Source organism: Kitasatospora sp. NPDC090308 (assembly GCF_044769485.1).
In the GTDB taxonomy this organism is placed as follows: domain Bacteria; phylum Actinomycetota; class Actinomycetes; order Streptomycetales; family Streptomycetaceae; genus Kitasatospora; species Kitasatospora fiedleri.
This window is the reverse complement of record NZ_JBIVXY010000010.1, coordinates 1-16,669: the sequence shown is the minus strand read 5'-3', so window position 1 is coordinate 16,669 and position 16,669 is coordinate 1. Positions and strand designations below refer to the sequence as shown.

Sequence of the window (16,669 nt, the reverse complement as noted above, 5' to 3'; positions counted from 1 at the left end):
GTGGCAGGCCGTCGCCGGTCCGTCCGCCGTACCGGTCGCGGACTCGGGCGTACCCGACCCGGTGGCCTCCGGCCGATCCGCCGGGGGTGCGTTCCGGCCTGCCGCGGCCCTGGCGCTGCTCGTGGCCGCCGTCGGGGTGTTCGTGCTCTGCTACCTGCCGTACGTGGCGGCGTCCGGGGCCGGGGTGTTCGGCTACCTGCCCGGCTACCTGCGGGAGGAGGGCTACCAGCAGGGCCACCTCGACCGGTTCGGGCTGCTGCGCCTGGTGCTGCCCGACCGGTTCGCGCCATGGGTCGGGGCGGCGCTGCTGGCCGTCCTGGTGTGGCGGGTGCTGCGGCACGGTGACCCGGGGCGGCCCTGGCGGGGCGCGTTGCTGGTGACCGGCGGGGCGCTGCTGCTGGCCGCCCCCGGCTACCCCTGGTACGGGCTGCTGGTGGTGGCGCTGGTCGCTCTCGACGGCCGCTGGGAGTGGCTGGCGGTGCCCGCCGCCGGGCAGCTGCTGTACCTGGCCGGCGGCGGCCGGACGCAGCAACTCGCCTACGGCGCCGCCCTGCTGGTGATCGTGATGGTGTCCGCGCGGCGGGCCGGACGGTGGCCGCGGCCGGTGCGCGCACAGATGACGGAAGTCTGACGGCCCGCCCGCGCCCCTGGGCAACGGCGGCCCCGCCTGGTCGAATCACCCCGTGGACGACGACAACGACACCCGCGATGACGAGAACGACGACGGGACCTGCGGCACCCCCGTCGGCCGCCGGGTGGTGCTCGGCCTGCTCGGCCTCGGTGCCGCCGGGGTCGCCGTCGGCCCGTGGCTGCAACGCGCCCAGGACACCCTGGCCCGCAACGACCCGACCGGGCTGAGCGGGTTGCTGCCCGGCGGGGGCGGGTTCCGCTACTACTCGGTGACCGCCTCGGTGCCCGAACGCGGCGAGGCCGACTACACCCTCACCGTCGACGGCCTGGTGGAGCGGCCCACCACCCTGCGACTGGCCGACCTGCGGGCCCTGCCGCAGCGCCGGATCGTCCACGACGTGCAGTGCGTCACCGGCTGGCGGGTGCCCGCCACCCCGTTCGAGGGCGTCCCGCTGTCCGCGCTGCTGGCGGCCGCCGGGGTGCGGCCGGAGGGGCGCGCGGTGAGTTTCGGCTGCTTCGACGGCGCCTACACCGAGAGCCTGACGCTGGACCAGGCCCGCCGCGACGACGTCCTGGTGGCGCTGCGGATGCAGGACCAGCCGATCGGCCACGCGCACGGCGGCCCGGTCCGGCTGTACGTCGCCCCGATGTACTTCTACAAGTCCGCCAAGTGGCTGTCCTCGATCACCGTCACCGACACCGTCCGCCCGGGCTACTGGGAACGGCTCGGCTACGACGTGGACGCCTGGGTCGGCCGATCGAACGGACGCGACGATGCACCCACCGGCTGACCGCCGCCCCCGGTTCACCCGCGCCCAGCGCTGGACGCACCGCGCCACCGCCGCGCTGATGCTCACCTGCCTGGCCACCGCCGCCTGCCTCTACCTGCCGCCGCTGGCCCAACTCGTCGGCCGCCGGCGCCTGGTGGCCGGGCTGCACGAGTGGTGCGGCCTGCTGCTGCCCGTCCCGCTGCTGCTCTCCCTCGCCTCCCGGGCGATGCGCCGCGACGCCGTCCGCCTCGGCCGCTTCACCGCCGCCGACCGCACCTGGCTGCGCACCGTGCGCCGCCGCCGACTCGGGCCCCGGCCCGCCGGGAAGTTCAACGCCGGGCAGAAGCTGTACGCGCAGTGGACGCTCGGCACCACCCTGGTCATGCTCGGCACCGGCCTGCTGATGTGGTTCACCGGCCTCGCCCCCGCCGTGTGGCGCACCGGCGCGACCTTCGTCCACGACTGGTTCGCGCTCGCCGTCGCCGTGGTGGTGCTCGGCCACCTGCGGATGGCCCACCAGGACCCGGAGGCCCGGCGCGGCATGCGCACCGGCACCGTCGACCGGGAGTGGGCCGAGCGCGAGCACCCGCAGTGGGCCGAGCGCGACCGACCCGCCGCCGGGTGACCCTCCGTCAGGTCTTCCGCCGTCAGGGGCGGGTCAGCGCCAGGAACGAGCGGCCGTGCGACAGCCAGCGCTCGGCCTGCTCCAGGCCGACCGTCCGGGCGTGCCGCAGCGTCGCGGCGGGCCCGCAGCGGGCCCAGGCGAACGGCGGACCGGCGCCGTCCGGGCCCTCCACCCGGACGTCCGCGACCTCGTCCACCTCCTGCGTCGCGGTCTCCACCAGCAGCAGCCCGCCCGGGGCGAGCAGTGCGCCCGCCCGGGCCAGCAGGGCCGCCGGGTCGCCGCCGATGCCGAGGTTGCCGTCGGCCAGCAGCACGCCGCCCCAACGGCCCTCGGCGGGCAGCCGGTCGAACACCGAACGGCGCAGCGCGAGACCGCCCAGCCCCGCGGTGCGCTCCACCGAGGCCGCGCAGATGTCCACCCCGAGCGCGGGCACGCCCGCCTCGGACAGCGCCGCCACCAGCCGACCCGGCCCGCAGCCCAGGTCCAGCACCGGCGCGGACAGGCCCAGGCAGCGCAGCACCAGCCCGTGGTCCGCCCCGGCCACCGGCGCGCACCAGCGCTCCACCTCCAGCACCAGCCGCGAACCGTCCGCCCGCCGCAGCCACAACGGCCCCCGTCCGGCCCGCACCGCCCGCCCGAACGGGTCGTCGACCCAGGGCTCGGCGTCGACCCGGGGCGCGGCGGCGATCCGGGGCGCGGCGGTGTCGACGCCGCGTGCGGGGGAGAGGCCCGCGCCCGCACCCGCCGGGTGGGTGTTCACCGGGCGGCCGGTCCGGGGGCGGTCCCGCACTCCCGCAGCCGGGCGGCGAACCGGGTGCCGGGTGCCAGCGCGGCGACCCGGACGGCGTCGTCCGGGCCGTCCACGTCCAGCAGCGGCGGCAGCTCGCCGACCGTCAGACCGGCGGCCCGCAGCCGGTCCAGGACGTCCCGGCCGGTGCCGGCGGTCGACATCGGCACGCCGTGCAGCAGCCGGGCCGCGAGGCGGGCGTCCGGGCGGGCCAGACCGAGGGCCCAGAAACCGCCGTCCTCGGCGGGGCCGAACCAGGCGTCGACGCCCGGACGCCGCGCGGCCGACAGCGGCGCGGCGAGGACGGCCGGGTCCAGCTGCGGGGTGTCCATGCCGACCAGCAGCGCCGGGGCGTGCGGCGCCAGGCGGGCGGCGTGGGCGAAGGCGGCGGCGAGCCGGCGGTCCAGGCCGCCCGCGCACTGCGGCACCACCTCCCAGCCCGGCGGCAGCCACCGGCCCGGCGCCCCGTCCAGGACCAGCAGCCGCCGTCCGGCCGGGGCCAGCGACAGCGCGGCCAGGGTGTCGGCGAGGGCCGCCTCGGCCAGACCGGCGGCCCGCTCGGCGCCGAACGCCGGGATCAGCCGGGTCTTCACCCGGCCCGGCACCGGCGCCTTGGCGATCACCAGCAGGGTCGGCGGCACGGCCGCGAGCACCTTCCGCATGTCGCGCACCGCCTGCCGGGTCCCGCGCACCGTCCCGGTCACCTTCGAACGGCCCGCCCGCGGCCGGTAGTCGACCGGCACCTCGGCGATCCGCATCCCCGCCGCCGACGCCGACAGCACCATCTCCAGCGGGTAGCCCGAGCGCCGGTCGCCCAGCCCCAGTGCCAGCAGCCGCTCCCGGCGCGCCGCCCGCATCGGCCCGAGGTCGTGCAGCCCGGCCCCCGTCACCGCGCGCAGCCGCCGGGCCAGCACCAGGTTCGCCAACCGGGCGTGCGGCGGCCACGCCCCGAACGAGACCGGCCGCCGCCGTCCCAGCACCAGATCGGCCGCGCCCGTCGCCACCGGCCCGACCACCCGGGGCAGTTGCGCCGGGTCCAGCGAGCCGTCGCAGTCCAGGAAGCACACCAACTCGGCGTCGGCCGCCAGCAGCCCGGCGTGACAGGCCGCGCCGAAACCCCGGCGCGGCTCCACCACCACCGTGGCCCCCAGCGAGGCGGCCAGCTCCGCCGAGCCGTCCCGCGAACCGTTGTCGACCACGATCGCCCGCCAGCCGGCCGGCATCCGGCCCAGCACCCAGGGCAGCGCCCGCGCCTCGTCCAGGCAGGGCAGCACCACGTCCACCGAGGACGGGAGCAGAGGAGACGGAAGGAGAGGAGGAGTCACGCCCGCCACGCTAACCACGCCCGCCCCCGCTGCGGCCGAACCACGCCCTTACGGAAGTCGTACGGCGCAGGGGAGCCGCGAGGTGCGGAGCCGCGCGGGACGGAGCCGCTCGGGGCGGCAACCAGTGGGCGGTGTGGGGGAGCCGGTCGGCACGGAGCCGTCCGGGGCGGCAGGCGGCCGGTGGTGCCGTGACCCGGTCGGCGTGGAGTCGGCCGACCGGTCCGTTCCGGCGGTCCGTTCCGGCGGTCCGTTCGGGCGGCGGATCTTACGGAACCCGAACGAGGGCCCGGACCGGGGCCGTCGGCGGGGGAGGGCTCGTATCCTCGGGCGGGTGAACCACGGCCCCGCTCCCGTCCCCGCTCCCGCCGATCCGCCGGAGCCCGCCCGCATCCTGGTCGTCGACGACGACCCGACCGTCGGCGAAGTGGTGGCGGGCTACCTCACCCGGGCCGGGCACCTGGTCGACCGGGCCGAGGACGGGCCGAGCGGGCTCGACCTGGCCGAACGCCACCGGCCCGACCTGCTCGTCCTCGACCTGATGCTGCCCGGCCTGGACGGCCTCGAGGTGCTGCGCCGCCTGCGCGCCCGCCCGGACCGGCCCGACCTGCCGGTGGTGCTGCTCACCGCCAAGGGCGACGAGGCCGACCGCGTCCTCGGGCTCGAACTCGGCGCGGACGACTACGTCACCAAGCCCTTCAGCCCGCGCGAACTCGTCCTGCGCGTCCAGTCGATCCTGCGCCGCGCCCGCACCGCCCCCGCCCCCGCCGCGTCCGGGCCGCTGCGCTCCGGCGACCTGGCGCTCGACCACCGGGCCCGCCGCGCCCACCGGGCCGGACGCGAACTCCCGCTCACCAGCCGCGAGTTCGACCTCCTCGCGTTCCTGCTCCGGCACCCCGCGACGGTCTTCTCCCGGCAGGAGCTGATGCAGCGGGTCTGGGGCTGGGACTTCGGCGACCTGTCGACCGTCACCGTCCATGTCCGCCGCCTGCGCGAGAAGATCGAGGACGACCCCGGCGCGCCCGCGCTGATCAGCACCGTCTGGGGCGTCGGCTACCGCTACGACCCGGCCGAGCCGACCGGCCCGACGGGCTCGACCGAGCCGACCGAGCCGACCGGCGCGGCCGGCCCGGCCGGTTCCGTGCGGGGCGGTGCGGCGTGAAGGACCTGCTGCTGATCGCCCTGTTCGCCGCGCTCGGCGCCGCCGCCGCCGGACTGCTCGGCCTGGCCGCGCTGCGACTGCTGCGCCGCCGCTCGCTGGCGCTCACCCTGTTCGCCGTCGCCGTGGTCAGCGTCCTCGCCGTCACCTCCGGGACGTTCGCGGTCGCCCAGGCGATGTTCCTCTCCCACCACGACCTCGGCGTGGTCGGCACCGTCCTGGCGATGGCCTCGGTGGTCGCGCTGCTCACCGCCGCGCTGCTGGGCCGCCAGGTCACCGCGGGCGGCCGGGCCCTGGCGGTGGCCGCCCGCACCGTCGGCGGCGACGCCGGGTTCACCCCGCCGGACCGGCCGCTGGGCCGGGAACTGGCCGCCGTCAGCGCCGAACTCGCCGCCACCAGCGCCCGGTTGGCCGAATCCCGGGACCGCGAACGGGCCCTGGACGCCTCCCGGCGGGAACTCATCGCCTGGATCTCGCACGACCTGCGCACCCCGCTGGCCGGCCTGCGCGCGATGGCCGAAGCCCTGGAGGACGGCGTCGCCGAACAGCCCGAGCGCTACCTCGCCCGGATCCGCACCGAGGTCGAGCGGCTCACCGGCATGGTCGACGACCTGTTCGAACTCTCCCGGATCCAGGCCGGCGCGCTCTCCCTCACCCTCTCCCGGGTCTCGCTGCACGACCTGGTCGACGACGCGCTGGCCGGCGCCCACCCCCTCGCCCGGCAGCGCGGCGTGCGCCTCGAAGGCCGCCGGGTCGAACCCGCGCCCGTCGAGGCCGACCCCCGGGAGATCACCCGGGTGATCGGTAACCTGCTGGTCAACGCGATCCGCGCCACCCCGCCGGACGGCCTGGTCGCCGTCTCCACCCACCGGGAGGCCGACGCCGTCGTCCTCGCCGTCACCGACGGCTGCGGCGGCATCCCCGAACCCGACCTCCCCCGGGTCTTCGAGACCGGCTGGCGCGGCACCCCCGCCCGCACCCCCCGCCCCGCCGCCCCCGGCACCCCCGACACGGCCGACAGCGGCGCCGGCCTCGGCCTCGCCATCGTCCGCGGCATCGTCGAGGCCCACGACGGCCGAGCCCGGGTACGCAACGTCGACGGCGGCTGCTGCTTCGAGATCAGCCTCCCGACCACCCGCCGCCCCTGACGACCGCACCGCGCCCCACCCCCCGGGCCCCGGAAACACCGGGCCCGGTCCGGTCCGGCCCCGCCGGTGCCCGTCCAGCCCCCCGCCGCGCGCCGACCGGCCGTCAGGCCCGTTGTGGGGCGGCCGCGAACTCGGCCACCCCCGCCTCGAACGCCACCCGGGGCCGCCAGCCGAGTTCGGTGCGGAGCCGTCCGGAGTCCGCCGTCACGTGCCGGACGTCGCCCAGCCGGTACTCGCCCGTCACCACCGGGGCCGGGCCGCCGTAGGCCGACGCCAGCGCCCGGGCCAGGTCGCCCACCGTCCGGACGTCCCCGCTGCCCACGTTGTACGCCCGCGCGCTGCCCGTCGGCCGGTCGGGGAGGGCGGCCAGGGCCGCCGCGTTGGCCGCCGCCACGTCCGCGACGTGGACGAAGTCGCGGCGTTGGCCGCCGTCCTCGAAGACCCGCGGTGCCTCGCCGCGCGCCAGCGCCGAGCGGAACAGCGAGGCGACCCCCGCGTACGGGGTGTCGCGCGGCATCCCCGGCCCGTACACGTTGTGGTAGCGGAGCGTCAGGACCCGGCCCCCGCAGGCGCGGGCCCAGGCGGAGGCCAGGTGTTCCTGGGCCAGTTTCGTGGCCGCGTACACGTTGCGCGGGTCGGCCGGGGCGTCCTCGCCGACCAGGCCGGGCAGCAGCGGTTCGCCGCACACCGGGCACGGCGGCTCGAAGCGTCCCGCGTCCAGGTCCGCCGCCCGGCGCGGCCCGGGGGCCACCGGCCCGTGCGCCCCGCACCGGTACGCGCCCTCGCCGTACACCACCATCGACCCGGCCAGCACCAGGTCCCGCACCCCGCGCCGGGCCATCGCCGACAGCAGCACCGCCGTGCCCAGGTCGTTGCACCCGGCGTAGGCGGGGGCGTCGTCCAGGTCCACCCCCAGCCCGACCATCGCCGCCTGGTGGCAGACCGCCGCTACCCCGTCCAGCGCCGCCTCCACCGCCGCCGCGTCCCGCACGTCGCCGTGCCGGAACTCCGCGCCCGCGGGCACCGCCGACGGCAGCCCCGACGGGTGCACCGCCGGCAGCAGCGCGTCCAGCACCCGCACCTCGTGGCCGCCCGCGAGCAGCGCACCCACCACCGCGGAGCCGACGAAACCGGCCCCGCCCGTCACCAGGATCCTCATGCCCCGCGACGCTACCCACGCCCGGCCCGGGAACGGCGCAGGCGGACGGCGACGTCACCGACCGGTAAGGACCGGCGACCCCCGCCCGCCCGCGCCGCCGCAGCGCCGCTCACCCGAACGGCCCACCGTGCGAGGCGCCCGGCCACCCCGTTGGGAAGGGTGGCAGCGACACGGAGCCCTCTCCCCGGGAGTCATCGATGGCGCAGTACACCCAGCCCGAGCCCGCCGAGGCGAGCATCGCGGAGGCCAACCGGGCGGTGCTCGGCCGGTTCCCGTTCGAGGACAGCCGGGACTTCGAGGACGCGAGGCGGGGGTTCCTGGGGACGGCGGCCGATCCGCTGGTCAAGGACGCGGACGGACGCACGGTGTGGGACCTTCAGGCGTACGGGTTCCTGTCCGGTGAGTGTCCGGACAGCGTGAACCCGAGCCTGTGGCGGCAGAGTCGGCTGGTGTCCGACCACGGCCTGTTCGAGGTGGTGGACGGGATCTACCAGGTGCGCGGCTTCGACCTGTCGAACATGACGGTCGTGGAGGGGGAGCGCGGCGTCCTGGTGGTCGACCCGCTGATCTCCGCCGAGACGGCGGCGGCCGGCCTGGCCCTGTACCGGGCGCACCGGGGCGACCGTCCGGTGACGGCCGTGCTGTACACGCACAGCCACATCGACCACTTCGGTGGGGTGCGCGGCGTGGTCCCGGACGGCGCGGAGGTCCCGGTCCTCGCGCCGGAGGGCTTCCTGGAGCACGCGGTCAGCGAGAACGTGTACGCGGGCACGGCGATGGGCCGACGGGCGGCGTACATGTACGGTGCGGCGCTGCCGAAGGGGCCGCGCGGGCAGGTCGGCGCGGGCCTGGGGCAGACCACCTCGACGGGAGCGGCGGGGCTGATCCCGCCGACCCTGGACATCACCCGCACCGGGCAGGAGGAGGTGGTCGACGGCATCCGGATGGTCTTCCAGCTGACCCCGGGCACCGAGGCCCCGGCCGAACTGAACATCTTCTTCCCGGACCACGCGGCGCTGTGCATGGCGGAGAACGCCACCCACAACCTGCACAACCTGCTGACCCTGCGCGGCGCGCAGGTGCGCGACCCGCACGCGTGGTCGCGCTACCTGACCGAGGCGGTCACCCTGTTCGGCGCGGACGCCGAGGTCGCGTTCGCCTCGCACCACTGGCCGGTGTGGGGACGCGAGCGGGTGGTCGCGTTCCTGTCCGAGCAGCGCGACCTGTACGGCTACCTGCACGACCAGACGCTGCGGATGCTCAACACCGGCCTGACCGGCCCGGAGATCGCCGAGCGGATGCAGCTCCCGCCCGCGCTGGAGAAGGCGTGGCACACCCACGGCTACTACGGCTCGGTCAGCCACAACACCAAGGCGGTCTACCAGCGGTACCTGGGCTGGTTCGACGGCAACCCGGCGCACCTGTGGCAGCACCCGCCGGTCGAGGCCGCCACCCGGTACGTCGCGTTCATGGGCGGGGCGGACGAAGTCCTGCGCCGGGCCCGGGAGTCCTTCGCGGCGGGCGACCACCGCTGGGTGGCCGAGGTGGTCAACCACGTGGTCTTCGCCGACCCGGACAACGCCGCCGCCCGCGCCCTCCAGGCCGCCGCCCTCGAACAGCTCGGCTACGGCAGCGAGAACGGCACCTGGCGCAACTTCTACCTGATGGGCGCCCTCGAACTGCGCGACGGCAACGTCGGCACCCCCACCGAGAGCGTCTCCCCGGACCTCCTGGCCGCCCTCACCCTCGACCAGCTCTTCGACTCCCTCGCCATCCGGATCGACGGCCCCGGCAGCTGGGACGCCTCGCTCGCGATCCGCTGGAACCTCACCGGCCACGAGGAGCCGATCACGCTGCGCCTGCACAACGGCGTCCTCACCCACACCACGGGCGAGGGCCCGGCGGTGGCCGCCCCCGACCTCACCGTCACCCTCGACGAGGCCGACCTGCGCGCCGTCCTGCTCGGCACCGCCCACCTGGAGGAGCTCGCCGCCGACGATCGGGCCCGGGTGACCGGCGACCCGCACACGGTCACCGAACTCCTCGGCCACCTGACCGCCCCCGACCCGGGCTTCGCCATCGTCACCCCCTGACCCGCCGCGCTCCGGCCCCGGCCCCGGCCCCGGTCCCGCCCGTCAGCCGATGACCTGGAGGGCGACCAGCGCGCCGACCGCGCTCAGCCCCATGAAGATCGGCGACAGCACCTTCACCTCGACCTTGCTGCCGGCCCGGAACCGCATCCCCTTCGGCGGGCCGACCGGGTACCAGCGCTTGCGGCCGATCGGGATCGGCCACAGGACCGGGCAGCCCGAGACCGTCAGCGCGTCGCCGACGCAGTGCACCAGCGCGCCCAGCATGATCGGCAGGCCGATCCACAGGTACTGCTGCCCCGGCCCGTCGAACAGCCACCGCGCGCCGTTGCCCGGCTCGTCCAGGATGTCCGCCAGCATCCACGCGCTGGTCACCCCGAGCAGCCACACCAGTACGTCGCTGGAGACCCGGGCGTGCCGCCACAGCAGGCCCTCGATGGCCAGCACCATGTGCACGAACAGCACGGCGAGCACGCCCCACCGGCCGCCGTACACCGCGACCGCGGCGGCCACCGCCCCGCACATCACCGCCCACGGCCAGGTGTGCGTCAGCGTCCGGTGGCCGCCCGAGCGCCGGGCGTCGCCCTTGCCCCGGGTGGACTTGTAGACCGCGGCCGAGAGTTGGTCGATCACCTCGCACAGCCAGCGCGACACCGGCCCGAACGCCCGCGATATCGTCGCCGCCTTGTGGTCCAGGTCCGGCGCGAGCGCCGCGCCCGCGGTGATCAGCGCACCGACCAGCAGTACCGGCCAGGGCATCGGCTCGTCCAGCACGGCCGCCACCGCGCCCACCGCCACCCAGGCCGCCGCGCCCGACAGCGCGTGCGCCGGTCCCATCATCGTGACACCACCCTCTCGTTCCGTCAGGGCCGTCCGGCACCTGACGGAGCGTGAGCATAACCATTCATGATCACCGGCTGGTCACACCGTTCCCGGAGCCGTTGGGACCGGTGCCGCCGCCGTCCGGGTGGGCATCCCCGCCGTCCGGGTGGGGCCCGGCCGGACGCCGTGTGGCCGGGGCCCGCGCCGGGAACCCTCGGGCGGTGCTGAGAGAGATCACCGTCCACGTCGACGGGACCACGCGCCGGCTGACCGTCGACACCCGCACCACGCTGCTCGACGCCCTGCGCGAGCGGCTGGGCGTGACCAGTCCGAAGAAGGGCTGCGACCACGGGCAGTGCGGCGCGTGCACGGTGCTGTCCGGCGGGCGCCGGGTGCTGAGCTGCCTCACCCTCGCGGTCACCCAGGACGGCGCCGAGGTGGTCACCGCCGAGGGGCTCGCCGCCCGCGCGCCGGAGGCCGAGGACGGGCTGCACCCCGTGCAGCGGGCGTTCATCGACTGCGACGCCTTCCAGTGCGGCTACTGCACCCCGGGGCAGGTGGTCTCCGCGGTCGGCGCGCTCGACGAGTTCGCCCGGGGCTGGCCGAGCGCCGTCACGGACGGTGTCCGACCGCCGGAGCTGGACCGCGCCGAGGTGGCCGAGCGGATGAGCGGCAACCTGTGCCGCTGCGCCGCCTACGTCAACATCGTGCCCGCCGTCCAGCAGGCCGCGGTCGCCCTGCGCACCGGCGGGCGACCGACCGCGGAGGCCGCCGGATGAAGCCGTTCGACTACCTGAGCCCCGGCGACCCGGCGGAGGCCGTCCGCAGCGTGGCCCGGAACCCGGCCGCGGTGTTCCTCGGCGGCGGGACCAACCTGGTCGACCACCTCAAGCTGGGGATCGTCGCCCCCGACCTGGTCGTGCACGTCGCCGACCTGCTGCCCGCCACGGTCGAGGACCTCGACGGGGGCGGCCTGCGGATCGGCGCGGGCGTCAGCAACAGTGCGCTCGCCGCCGACCCGCGGGTGCGCGAGCGCTTCCCCGTGCTGTCCCAGGCCCTGCTGTCGGGCGCCTCGGGGCAGCTGCGCAACATGGCCACCACCGGCGGCAACCCGCTGCAACGGACCCGCTGCGCCTACTTCCAGGACGTCACCACCCCCTGCAACAAGCGCGAGCCCGGCTCCGGCTGCTCCGCCCTCGGCGGCTGGACCCGCCACCACGCGATCCTCGGCGCCTCCGAGCACTGCGTCGCGGTCCACCCCTCCGACCTGGCGGTGGCACTGGCCGCGCTCGACGCCCGGGTGCGGGTGCTGGGCCCGGACGGCGAGCGCACCGTCCCCTTCACCGACCTGCACCGGCTGCCCGCCGACACCCCCGAACGGGACACGGTGCTCGAACACGGCGACCTCGTCACCGCGATCGACCTGCCCGCCCTACCGCCGGCCCGCCGCTCGGCCTACCGCAAGGTCCGCGACCGCGCCTCGTACGCCTTCGCCCTGGTCAGCGTGGCCGCGGCGGTGGAGGTGCGGGACGGCGTGATCACGGACGCGCGCGTCGCGTTCGGCGGCGCCGCCCACGTGCCCTGGCGGGCCCGCCGGGCCGAGCGGGTGCTGCGCGGCGCCCCGGCGACCGAGGAGTCCTACCGGGCCGCCGCGGACGCCGAACTCGCCGACGCCCGCCCGCTGGAGGGCCTGGACGGCGGCAACGCGTTCAAGATCCCCCTGCTGCGCCGCACCCTCGCCGCCACCCTGCGCGAGCTGGTCGGAGAGGACGCCCGATGACCTCCGTCGACGAATCCGCCGCCATCGGCCGGGACCTGCCCCGCCGGGACGGCGCCGCCAAGGTGCGCGGCACCGCCGCCTACGCCGCCGAGGCCCCGGTGGCGGACGCCGCCCACGCGCACCCCGTCCAGGCCGACGTCGCCCGGGGCCGGATCACCGGGCTGGACACCGCCGCCGCCGAGGCGCTCGACGGCGTGCTCGCGGTGCTCACCCCCGACCGCGCCGAACGGCTGGCCGACACCGGGAACCGCGAGCTGGCGGCCCTCCAGGACCGGGAGGTCGCCTTCCGGGGCCAGGTCGTCGCCCTGGTGGTCGCCGACAGCTCCGAGACGGCCCGGCACGCCGCCGCCCTGGTCCGGGTGGAGTACGAGCGGCAGGAGCACGACAGCGAGCTGCGGGCCGACCGCGACGACCTGTACGCGCCCGAGAAGGTCAACCCGGACTTCCCCACCGACACCGTCGAGGGCGACGTCGCGGCGGCCGTGGCGGCGGCCGAGGTGACGGTCGAGCGGACGTACACCACCGCGATGTACCACAACAACCCGATGGAGCCGCACGCCACCACGGCCCGCTGGGACCAGGCGGAGGGCTTCCTCACCCTGTGGGACTCCACCCAGGGCGTCCACCCCGCCCGGACCGCGCTGGCGGCCGTGTTCGGCCTGGACGAGGCGAAGGTCCGGGTGATCTGCCCGTACGTCGGGGGCGGCTTCGGCTCGAAGGGCGAGCCGCACGTCAACACGGTGCTGGCCGCGATGGCCGCGCGCGCCGTCCCCGGCCGGCCGGTGCGGCTGGTGCTGACCCGGCAGCAGATGTTCGCGCTGGCCGGCTACCGCACCCCCACCATCCAGCGCTGCGTGCTGGCCGCCGACCGCGACGGCAGGCTGACCGCCCTCGCCGTCGACGTGGTCGAACAGACCTCCCGGATCAAGGAGTTCGCCGAGCAGACCGGCGTGCCCGCCCGGATGATGTACGCCGCCGCCAACCGGCGCACCACCCACCGGCTGGCCGCCCTGGACGTCCCGGTGCCGTCCTGGATGCGCGCCCCCGGGGTGTGCCCCGGCATGTTCGGGCCCGAGGTGGCGCTGGACGAACTGGCCGAGCGCCTCGGCCTCGACCCGATCGAGCTGCGCATCCGCAACGAGCCCGGCACCGACCCCGACACCGGCAAGCCCTTCTCCAGCCGCAACCTGGTCGGCTGCCTGCGCGAGGGCGCGGCCCGCTTCGGCTGGGCCGGGCGCGACCCGCGGCCCGGGGTGCGCCGCAGCGGCGACTGGCTGGTCGGCACCGGCGTCGCCGCCTCCACCTACCCCGTGCACCTGATGCCGGAGTCGACGGCGACGATCCGGCGGGAGGGCGACCGGTACGTCGCCGAGATCGGTGCGGCCGACCTCGGCACCGGCACCTGGACCACGCTGGCGCAGATCGCCGCGGACGCGCTCGACGTCCCGGTCGAGCGGGTGGAGGTGCGGATCGGCGACACCGCCTACCCGATGGCGACGGTGGCCGGTGGCTCCTCGGGCACGGCGACCTGGGGCTCGGCCGTGGTCGAGGCCGCCCGCGCCTTCCGGGCCCGGTACGGGGCCGAGCCGCCGGAGCGGGCCGAGGCGTCCGGCTCCGTCCGGCCGGGGTCCGACCGCTGGGCGATGCACGCCTTCGGCGCCCAGTTCGCCGAGGCGCGGGTCCACCTGGACACCGGGGAGGTCCGGGTGCCGCGCCTGCTCGGCGTGTTCGCCGCGGGCCGGATCGTCAACCCGCGCACCGCCCGCTCGCAGTTCGTCGGCGGCATGACCATGGGGCTGTCCATGGCGCTGCACGAGAACAGCGTGCTCGACCCCCGCACCGGCCACGTCGTCAACCACGACCTCGCCGGCTACCACATCGCGGCCCACGCGGACGTCGCCGAGGTCGAGGCCCACTGGCTCGACGAGCACGACCCGCACGTCAACGTGCTGGGGACCAAGGGCATCGGCGAGATCGGCATCGTCGGCACCGCCGCCGCGGTGTCGAACGCGGTGTGGCACGCCTGCGGGGCGCGGGTGCGGGACCTGCCCGTCACGCTGGACAAGGTGCTGCCCGCCCTGGAGGAGCGGCCCGGGCGGTGAGGCCCGGGGCCGCCCGGCCGGGACCCGGGCCCTCAGCCGGCGCCGTGCGCCTCCACCAGGGCCAGGAAGACCGACAGGTTCGGGACGCTCTTCGCCATCGCGCGGGCCCAGGGCGAGGGCTCGTCGTCCCGCACCACCCGGACGGCGCCGCCGCCGAGCTCGACCCGCCCCAGCCGGTCCCAGGGGAGCAACTGGCGCTGGTGGGTGATGCCCGCGCCGGAGAGGTCGAACGGGCCGAAGTCCAGCACCTCGCCCGAGCGCAGCGCCTCCTGCGCCCCGGGGCCCTGGGCCCGTAGGACCGCGTGCTGCATGGCCCGGGCCCAGACCGCCGGGGTCCGGTAGAAGTCGGTGACCGTCACGCCGGCGCCCGGGGTCCGCAGCAGGCAGGTGTAGCGGACCGGGCCCGGTATCCCGTTGATGATCTTCTGGGTCTGCTCCTCGTGCAGCCGGACCTCGTCCCACCGCAGGGCCACCGCGCCCGGGCCGGTCTCCTGGTCGACGATCAGGCCGTGTTCGAACAGGTGCAGCCGCTTCGCCGCCTGCCGGGGGTTGAAGTCCGGCTGGCGGCGCAGCGACAGGTAGTAGAAGACCACGGCCGGCACCACGAAGAGGAAGAGCAGGACGGCCAGGGTCAGGTAGAACGAGACCTTCAGCAGCACCCCGTACCGCTGGGGCTCGAAGGTGGCGGTCGGGGCGCCCAGCCCGTGCCGCGCCGCCAGTTCGGCGTGGGCGGGGGAGAGGGTCGCGGGGGGAGCTGTCGCTGGCATGGGCCTCAACTTCGTCCGTGGGGAGGGGATCGCCGCCGGACCGTGCACCGGCGCTGCCCGTAGTCTTCCCCACCCCACCCACACCGCCCCAGGGAAAACCGGGAACTGACGCCGGGTCAGCACGCGGGCGCTCGGCCGTTCGGGTGGGATGCGGTGGACCCCGGGCCTGCCGGTGCGGTCCCGGGCGCGCGAGGAGCTAGAGAGGGCTGAAAGTACTGCAAATACTGCGATGAAAGGGTCGGACGATGAAACGGTTGATGCCGGTCGGCTGTGCGCTGACGAGCGTGGCGGTGGGCGTCTCGGTGCTGTGCGGGGCGGGTGCCGCCACGGCGGTCGACGAGGCGGGGAGCGCCGCCGCGGCGGGATGCGGCCTGGCGCGTGCGTGGGCTGCCGCGCTGAACGGGGACGACTCCGGCGCGCGGCTGTGGCAGGCCCAGTGGCCGCAGGCGGGCGGGGTGCCGCAGGAGCGGGGCCCGTTCGACGGAAGCGTCTCGGTGGGCCGGTCGACCCGGTCCGGCCTGGCCGACCTGGTCGGGATGTCCCCGTTCGCCGGTCCGGTCGGTTTCCCCGGCATCGTGTCGCTGCCCGGCGTGAGCGCGGCCGCGGTGCCGACCGCGGCGGCCGACGGGCAGGACATGGCGGTGCGCACCGCCGCGAGCGGAACGTTGGGCGCGCGGTCCGGGCCGGAGGGCTGCCGGCTGGAGGCGTCGGTGCAGGCGCGGACGCTGGGGCTGTCGGTTCCGGCCGCGGTGCCCGGCGCGGACCCGTTCGCGACGGCCGGTTCGGCGGCCGTGGAGGTGCGGCTGTCGGGGCTGCGCGTCTCGGTGGTGGCGGGGGCGGGCCGCGCACCCGAGTTCACGATGGCGCTCAGCGGCGGAACGGTCCGTTACGGCGGCATCGAGGTGGCGAGCATCCCGCAGAACCCGGCGCCGGGGACGCGCATCAGGATTCCCGCGGACCTCGCGCGGCCGATGGTCGCGGAGGTCGTCCTCAACGACCGGACCGCACCCGTCACGGCTCCGCCGCTCCCGGGCCCTCGGAGCACACCAGCGGCGGAGGCCGCACTCGCGTCGCCGACGAGCCCGACCAGCCCGACGAGCCCGACGGCGACCGGCCCGAGCGGCCTGACCAGTCCGACGGCCTCGACCAGTCCGAGCGGCCCGACTGCCCCGACCAGCCCGACCAGCGCGAGCGACCTGACTGCCTCGACCGGTCCGACCGGTCCGAGCAGTTCGATCGGTGGTGGAGCGGGGAGCGCCGGTGTGAGCATCGACGCGGTCCGCGTCACCGTCACCGGCGCCGAAGCCCGCCAGGCCGTCCTCGGTCACGCGGACGCGACGCTGGCCGAGACCGTCGGCCCCTGACCCGGACGCGAAAGCGGTCGGCCGCGGGGGAGACGTGCACGAGTCCTCGTGCGCGTCTCCCCCCCGCCCCGCCCCCCGGGGGCCGGCGGGGGGGGCGGGGGGCTACGTGGGGGGGCGAGCGCGGAACCCGCGGGGCCGGCGGGG

The 16,669-nt window shown here is 76.5% G+C and carries 14 protein-coding genes and 2 pseudogenes; 10 read left to right on the top strand and 6 right to left on the bottom strand.

Features of this window, described 5'->3' with window-relative positions:
• The 3 genes and pseudogenes from ACIQVD_RS22295 to ACIQVD_RS22285 form a co-directional block, all read left to right on the top strand.
• A pseudogene (locus tag ACIQVD_RS22295) lies at nt 1–631 on the top strand (hypothetical protein); the annotation flags it as partial.
• Between the two features lie 52 nt (nt 632–683).
• Nucleotides 684–1,421: a molybdopterin-dependent oxidoreductase gene (locus ACIQVD_RS22290; protein WP_402291299.1), complete on the top strand. Its 738-nt coding sequence runs from the start codon at nt 684–686 to the stop codon at nt 1,419–1,421.
• Nucleotides 1,405–2,025, top strand: a complete 621-nt coding sequence (locus tag ACIQVD_RS22285) for a cytochrome b/b6 domain-containing protein (RefSeq protein ID WP_400680647.1) — start codon at nt 1,405–1,407, stop codon at nt 2,023–2,025. The genes ACIQVD_RS22290 and ACIQVD_RS22285 overlap by 17 nt, the downstream gene beginning before the upstream one ends.
• 22 nt (nt 2,026–2,047) lie before the next feature.
• Here ACIQVD_RS22285 and ACIQVD_RS22280 read toward each other — a convergent pair whose 3' ends face one another.
• The 3 genes and pseudogenes from ACIQVD_RS22280 to ACIQVD_RS22270 form a co-directional block, all read right to left on the bottom strand.
• Nucleotides 2,048–2,785, bottom strand: a complete 738-nt coding sequence (locus ACIQVD_RS22280; protein ID WP_402291297.1) for a methyltransferase domain-containing protein — start codon at nt 2,783–2,785, stop codon at nt 2,048–2,050.
• The gene (locus tag ACIQVD_RS22275; RefSeq protein WP_402291519.1) at nt 2,782–3,405 is read right to left on the bottom strand and encodes a DUF2064 domain-containing protein; all 624 of its coding nucleotides are present in this window, start codon (nt 3,403–3,405) and stop codon (nt 2,782–2,784) included. The genes ACIQVD_RS22280 and ACIQVD_RS22275 overlap by 4 nt, the downstream gene beginning before the upstream one ends.
• Before the next feature lie 33 nt (nt 3,406–3,438).
• Nucleotides 3,439–4,095, bottom strand: a pseudogene (locus ACIQVD_RS22270) (glycosyltransferase family 2 protein); the annotation flags it as partial.
• Between the two features lie 373 nt (nt 4,096–4,468).
• Here ACIQVD_RS22270 and ACIQVD_RS22265 point away from each other — a divergent pair.
• Nucleotides 4,469–5,296, top strand: a complete 828-nt coding sequence (locus ACIQVD_RS22265) for a response regulator transcription factor (RefSeq protein WP_402291295.1) — start codon at nt 4,469–4,471, stop codon at nt 5,294–5,296.
• Complete coding sequence (locus tag ACIQVD_RS22260; RefSeq protein ID WP_100834680.1) at nt 5,293–6,441, top strand: HAMP domain-containing sensor histidine kinase; 1,149 nt, start codon at nt 5,293–5,295, stop codon at nt 6,439–6,441. The genes ACIQVD_RS22265 and ACIQVD_RS22260 overlap by 4 nt, the downstream gene beginning before the upstream one ends.
• 103 nt (nt 6,442–6,544) lie before the next feature.
• Here the strand turns inward: ACIQVD_RS22260 and ACIQVD_RS22255 are convergent, their stop codons facing one another.
• A complete protein-coding gene (locus ACIQVD_RS22255; RefSeq protein WP_400680653.1) occupies nt 6,545–7,600 on the bottom strand; it encodes an NAD-dependent epimerase/dehydratase family protein in 1,056 nt (351 codons plus the stop codon).
• 197 nt (nt 7,601–7,797) lie between these two features.
• On the opposite strand from ACIQVD_RS22255, the gene ACIQVD_RS22250 reads away from it, so the two are divergent.
• Complete coding sequence (locus ACIQVD_RS22250) at nt 7,798–9,693, top strand: alkyl/aryl-sulfatase (protein ID WP_402291293.1); 1,896 nt, start codon at nt 7,798–7,800, stop codon at nt 9,691–9,693.
• Nucleotides 9,694–9,735: 42 nt separating this feature from the next.
• Here the strand turns inward: ACIQVD_RS22250 and ACIQVD_RS22245 are convergent, their stop codons facing one another.
• Nucleotides 9,736–10,530 (bottom strand): metal-dependent hydrolase, encoded by a 795-nt coding sequence (locus ACIQVD_RS22245; protein ID WP_400680655.1) that lies wholly within the window; start codon nt 10,528–10,530, stop codon nt 9,736–9,738.
• A 203-nt stretch (nt 10,531–10,733) separates the two neighbouring features.
• On the opposite strand from ACIQVD_RS22245, the gene ACIQVD_RS22240 reads away from it, so the two are divergent.
• From ACIQVD_RS22240 to ACIQVD_RS22230, 3 genes are read left to right on the top strand one after another with little or no spacing between them, the layout of a single operon-like run.
• The gene (locus ACIQVD_RS22240) at nt 10,734–11,291 is read left to right on the top strand and encodes a (2Fe-2S)-binding protein (protein ID WP_402291291.1); all 558 of its coding nucleotides are present in this window, start codon (nt 10,734–10,736) and stop codon (nt 11,289–11,291) included.
• Nucleotides 11,288–12,292: an FAD binding domain-containing protein gene (locus ACIQVD_RS22235; protein ID WP_402291289.1), complete on the top strand. Its 1,005-nt coding sequence runs from the start codon at nt 11,288–11,290 to the stop codon at nt 12,290–12,292. The genes ACIQVD_RS22240 and ACIQVD_RS22235 overlap by 4 nt, the downstream gene beginning before the upstream one ends.
• Entirely contained in the window at nt 12,289–14,394 is a 2,106-nt protein-coding gene (locus ACIQVD_RS22230) for a xanthine dehydrogenase family protein molybdopterin-binding subunit (RefSeq protein ID WP_402291287.1), read from the top strand. Before ACIQVD_RS22235 ends, ACIQVD_RS22230 begins: the two co-directional genes overlap by 4 nt.
• A 32-nt stretch (nt 14,395–14,426) precedes the next feature.
• Here the strand turns inward: ACIQVD_RS22230 and ACIQVD_RS22225 are convergent, their stop codons facing one another.
• Nucleotides 14,427–15,161 (bottom strand): DUF6585 family protein, encoded by a 735-nt coding sequence (locus tag ACIQVD_RS22225; protein WP_402291285.1) that lies wholly within the window; start codon nt 15,159–15,161, stop codon nt 14,427–14,429.
• A gap of 245 nt (nt 15,162–15,406) precedes the next feature.
• Between ACIQVD_RS22225 and ACIQVD_RS22220 the strand changes: the two genes are divergently transcribed.
• The gene (locus ACIQVD_RS22220; RefSeq protein ID WP_402291283.1) at nt 15,407–16,525 is read left to right on the top strand and encodes a hypothetical protein; all 1,119 of its coding nucleotides are present in this window, start codon (nt 15,407–15,409) and stop codon (nt 16,523–16,525) included.
• The last annotated feature ends 144 nt before the right edge of the window (nt 16,526–16,669 follow it).

What these genes read in the sequence shown, in the direction of transcription:
- ACIQVD_RS22230 (WP_402291287.1), top strand. Translation starts at nt 12,289, where the DNA reads ATGACCTCCGTCGACGAATCCGCCGCCATCGGCCGGGACCTGCCCCGC.
- ACIQVD_RS22255 (WP_400680653.1), bottom strand. Translation starts at nt 7,600, where the DNA reads ATGAGGATCCTGGTGACGGGCGGGGCCGGTTTCGTCGGCTCCGCGGTG.
- ACIQVD_RS22225 (WP_402291285.1), bottom strand. Translation starts at nt 15,161, where the DNA reads ATGCCAGCGACAGCTCCCCCCGCGACCCTCTCCCCCGCCCACGCCGAA.
- ACIQVD_RS22285 (WP_400680647.1), top strand. Translation starts at nt 1,405, where the DNA reads ATGCACCCACCGGCTGACCGCCGCCCCCGGTTCACCCGCGCCCAGCGC.
- ACIQVD_RS22235 (WP_402291289.1), top strand. Translation starts at nt 11,288, where the DNA reads ATGAAGCCGTTCGACTACCTGAGCCCCGGCGACCCGGCGGAGGCCGTC.
- ACIQVD_RS22220 (WP_402291283.1), top strand. Translation starts at nt 15,407, where the DNA reads ATGAAACGGTTGATGCCGGTCGGCTGTGCGCTGACGAGCGTGGCGGTG.
- ACIQVD_RS22245 (WP_400680655.1), bottom strand. Translation starts at nt 10,530, where the DNA reads ATGATGGGACCGGCGCACGCGCTGTCGGGCGCGGCGGCCTGGGTGGCG.
- ACIQVD_RS22250 (WP_402291293.1), top strand. Translation starts at nt 7,798, where the DNA reads ATGGCGCAGTACACCCAGCCCGAGCCCGCCGAGGCGAGCATCGCGGAG.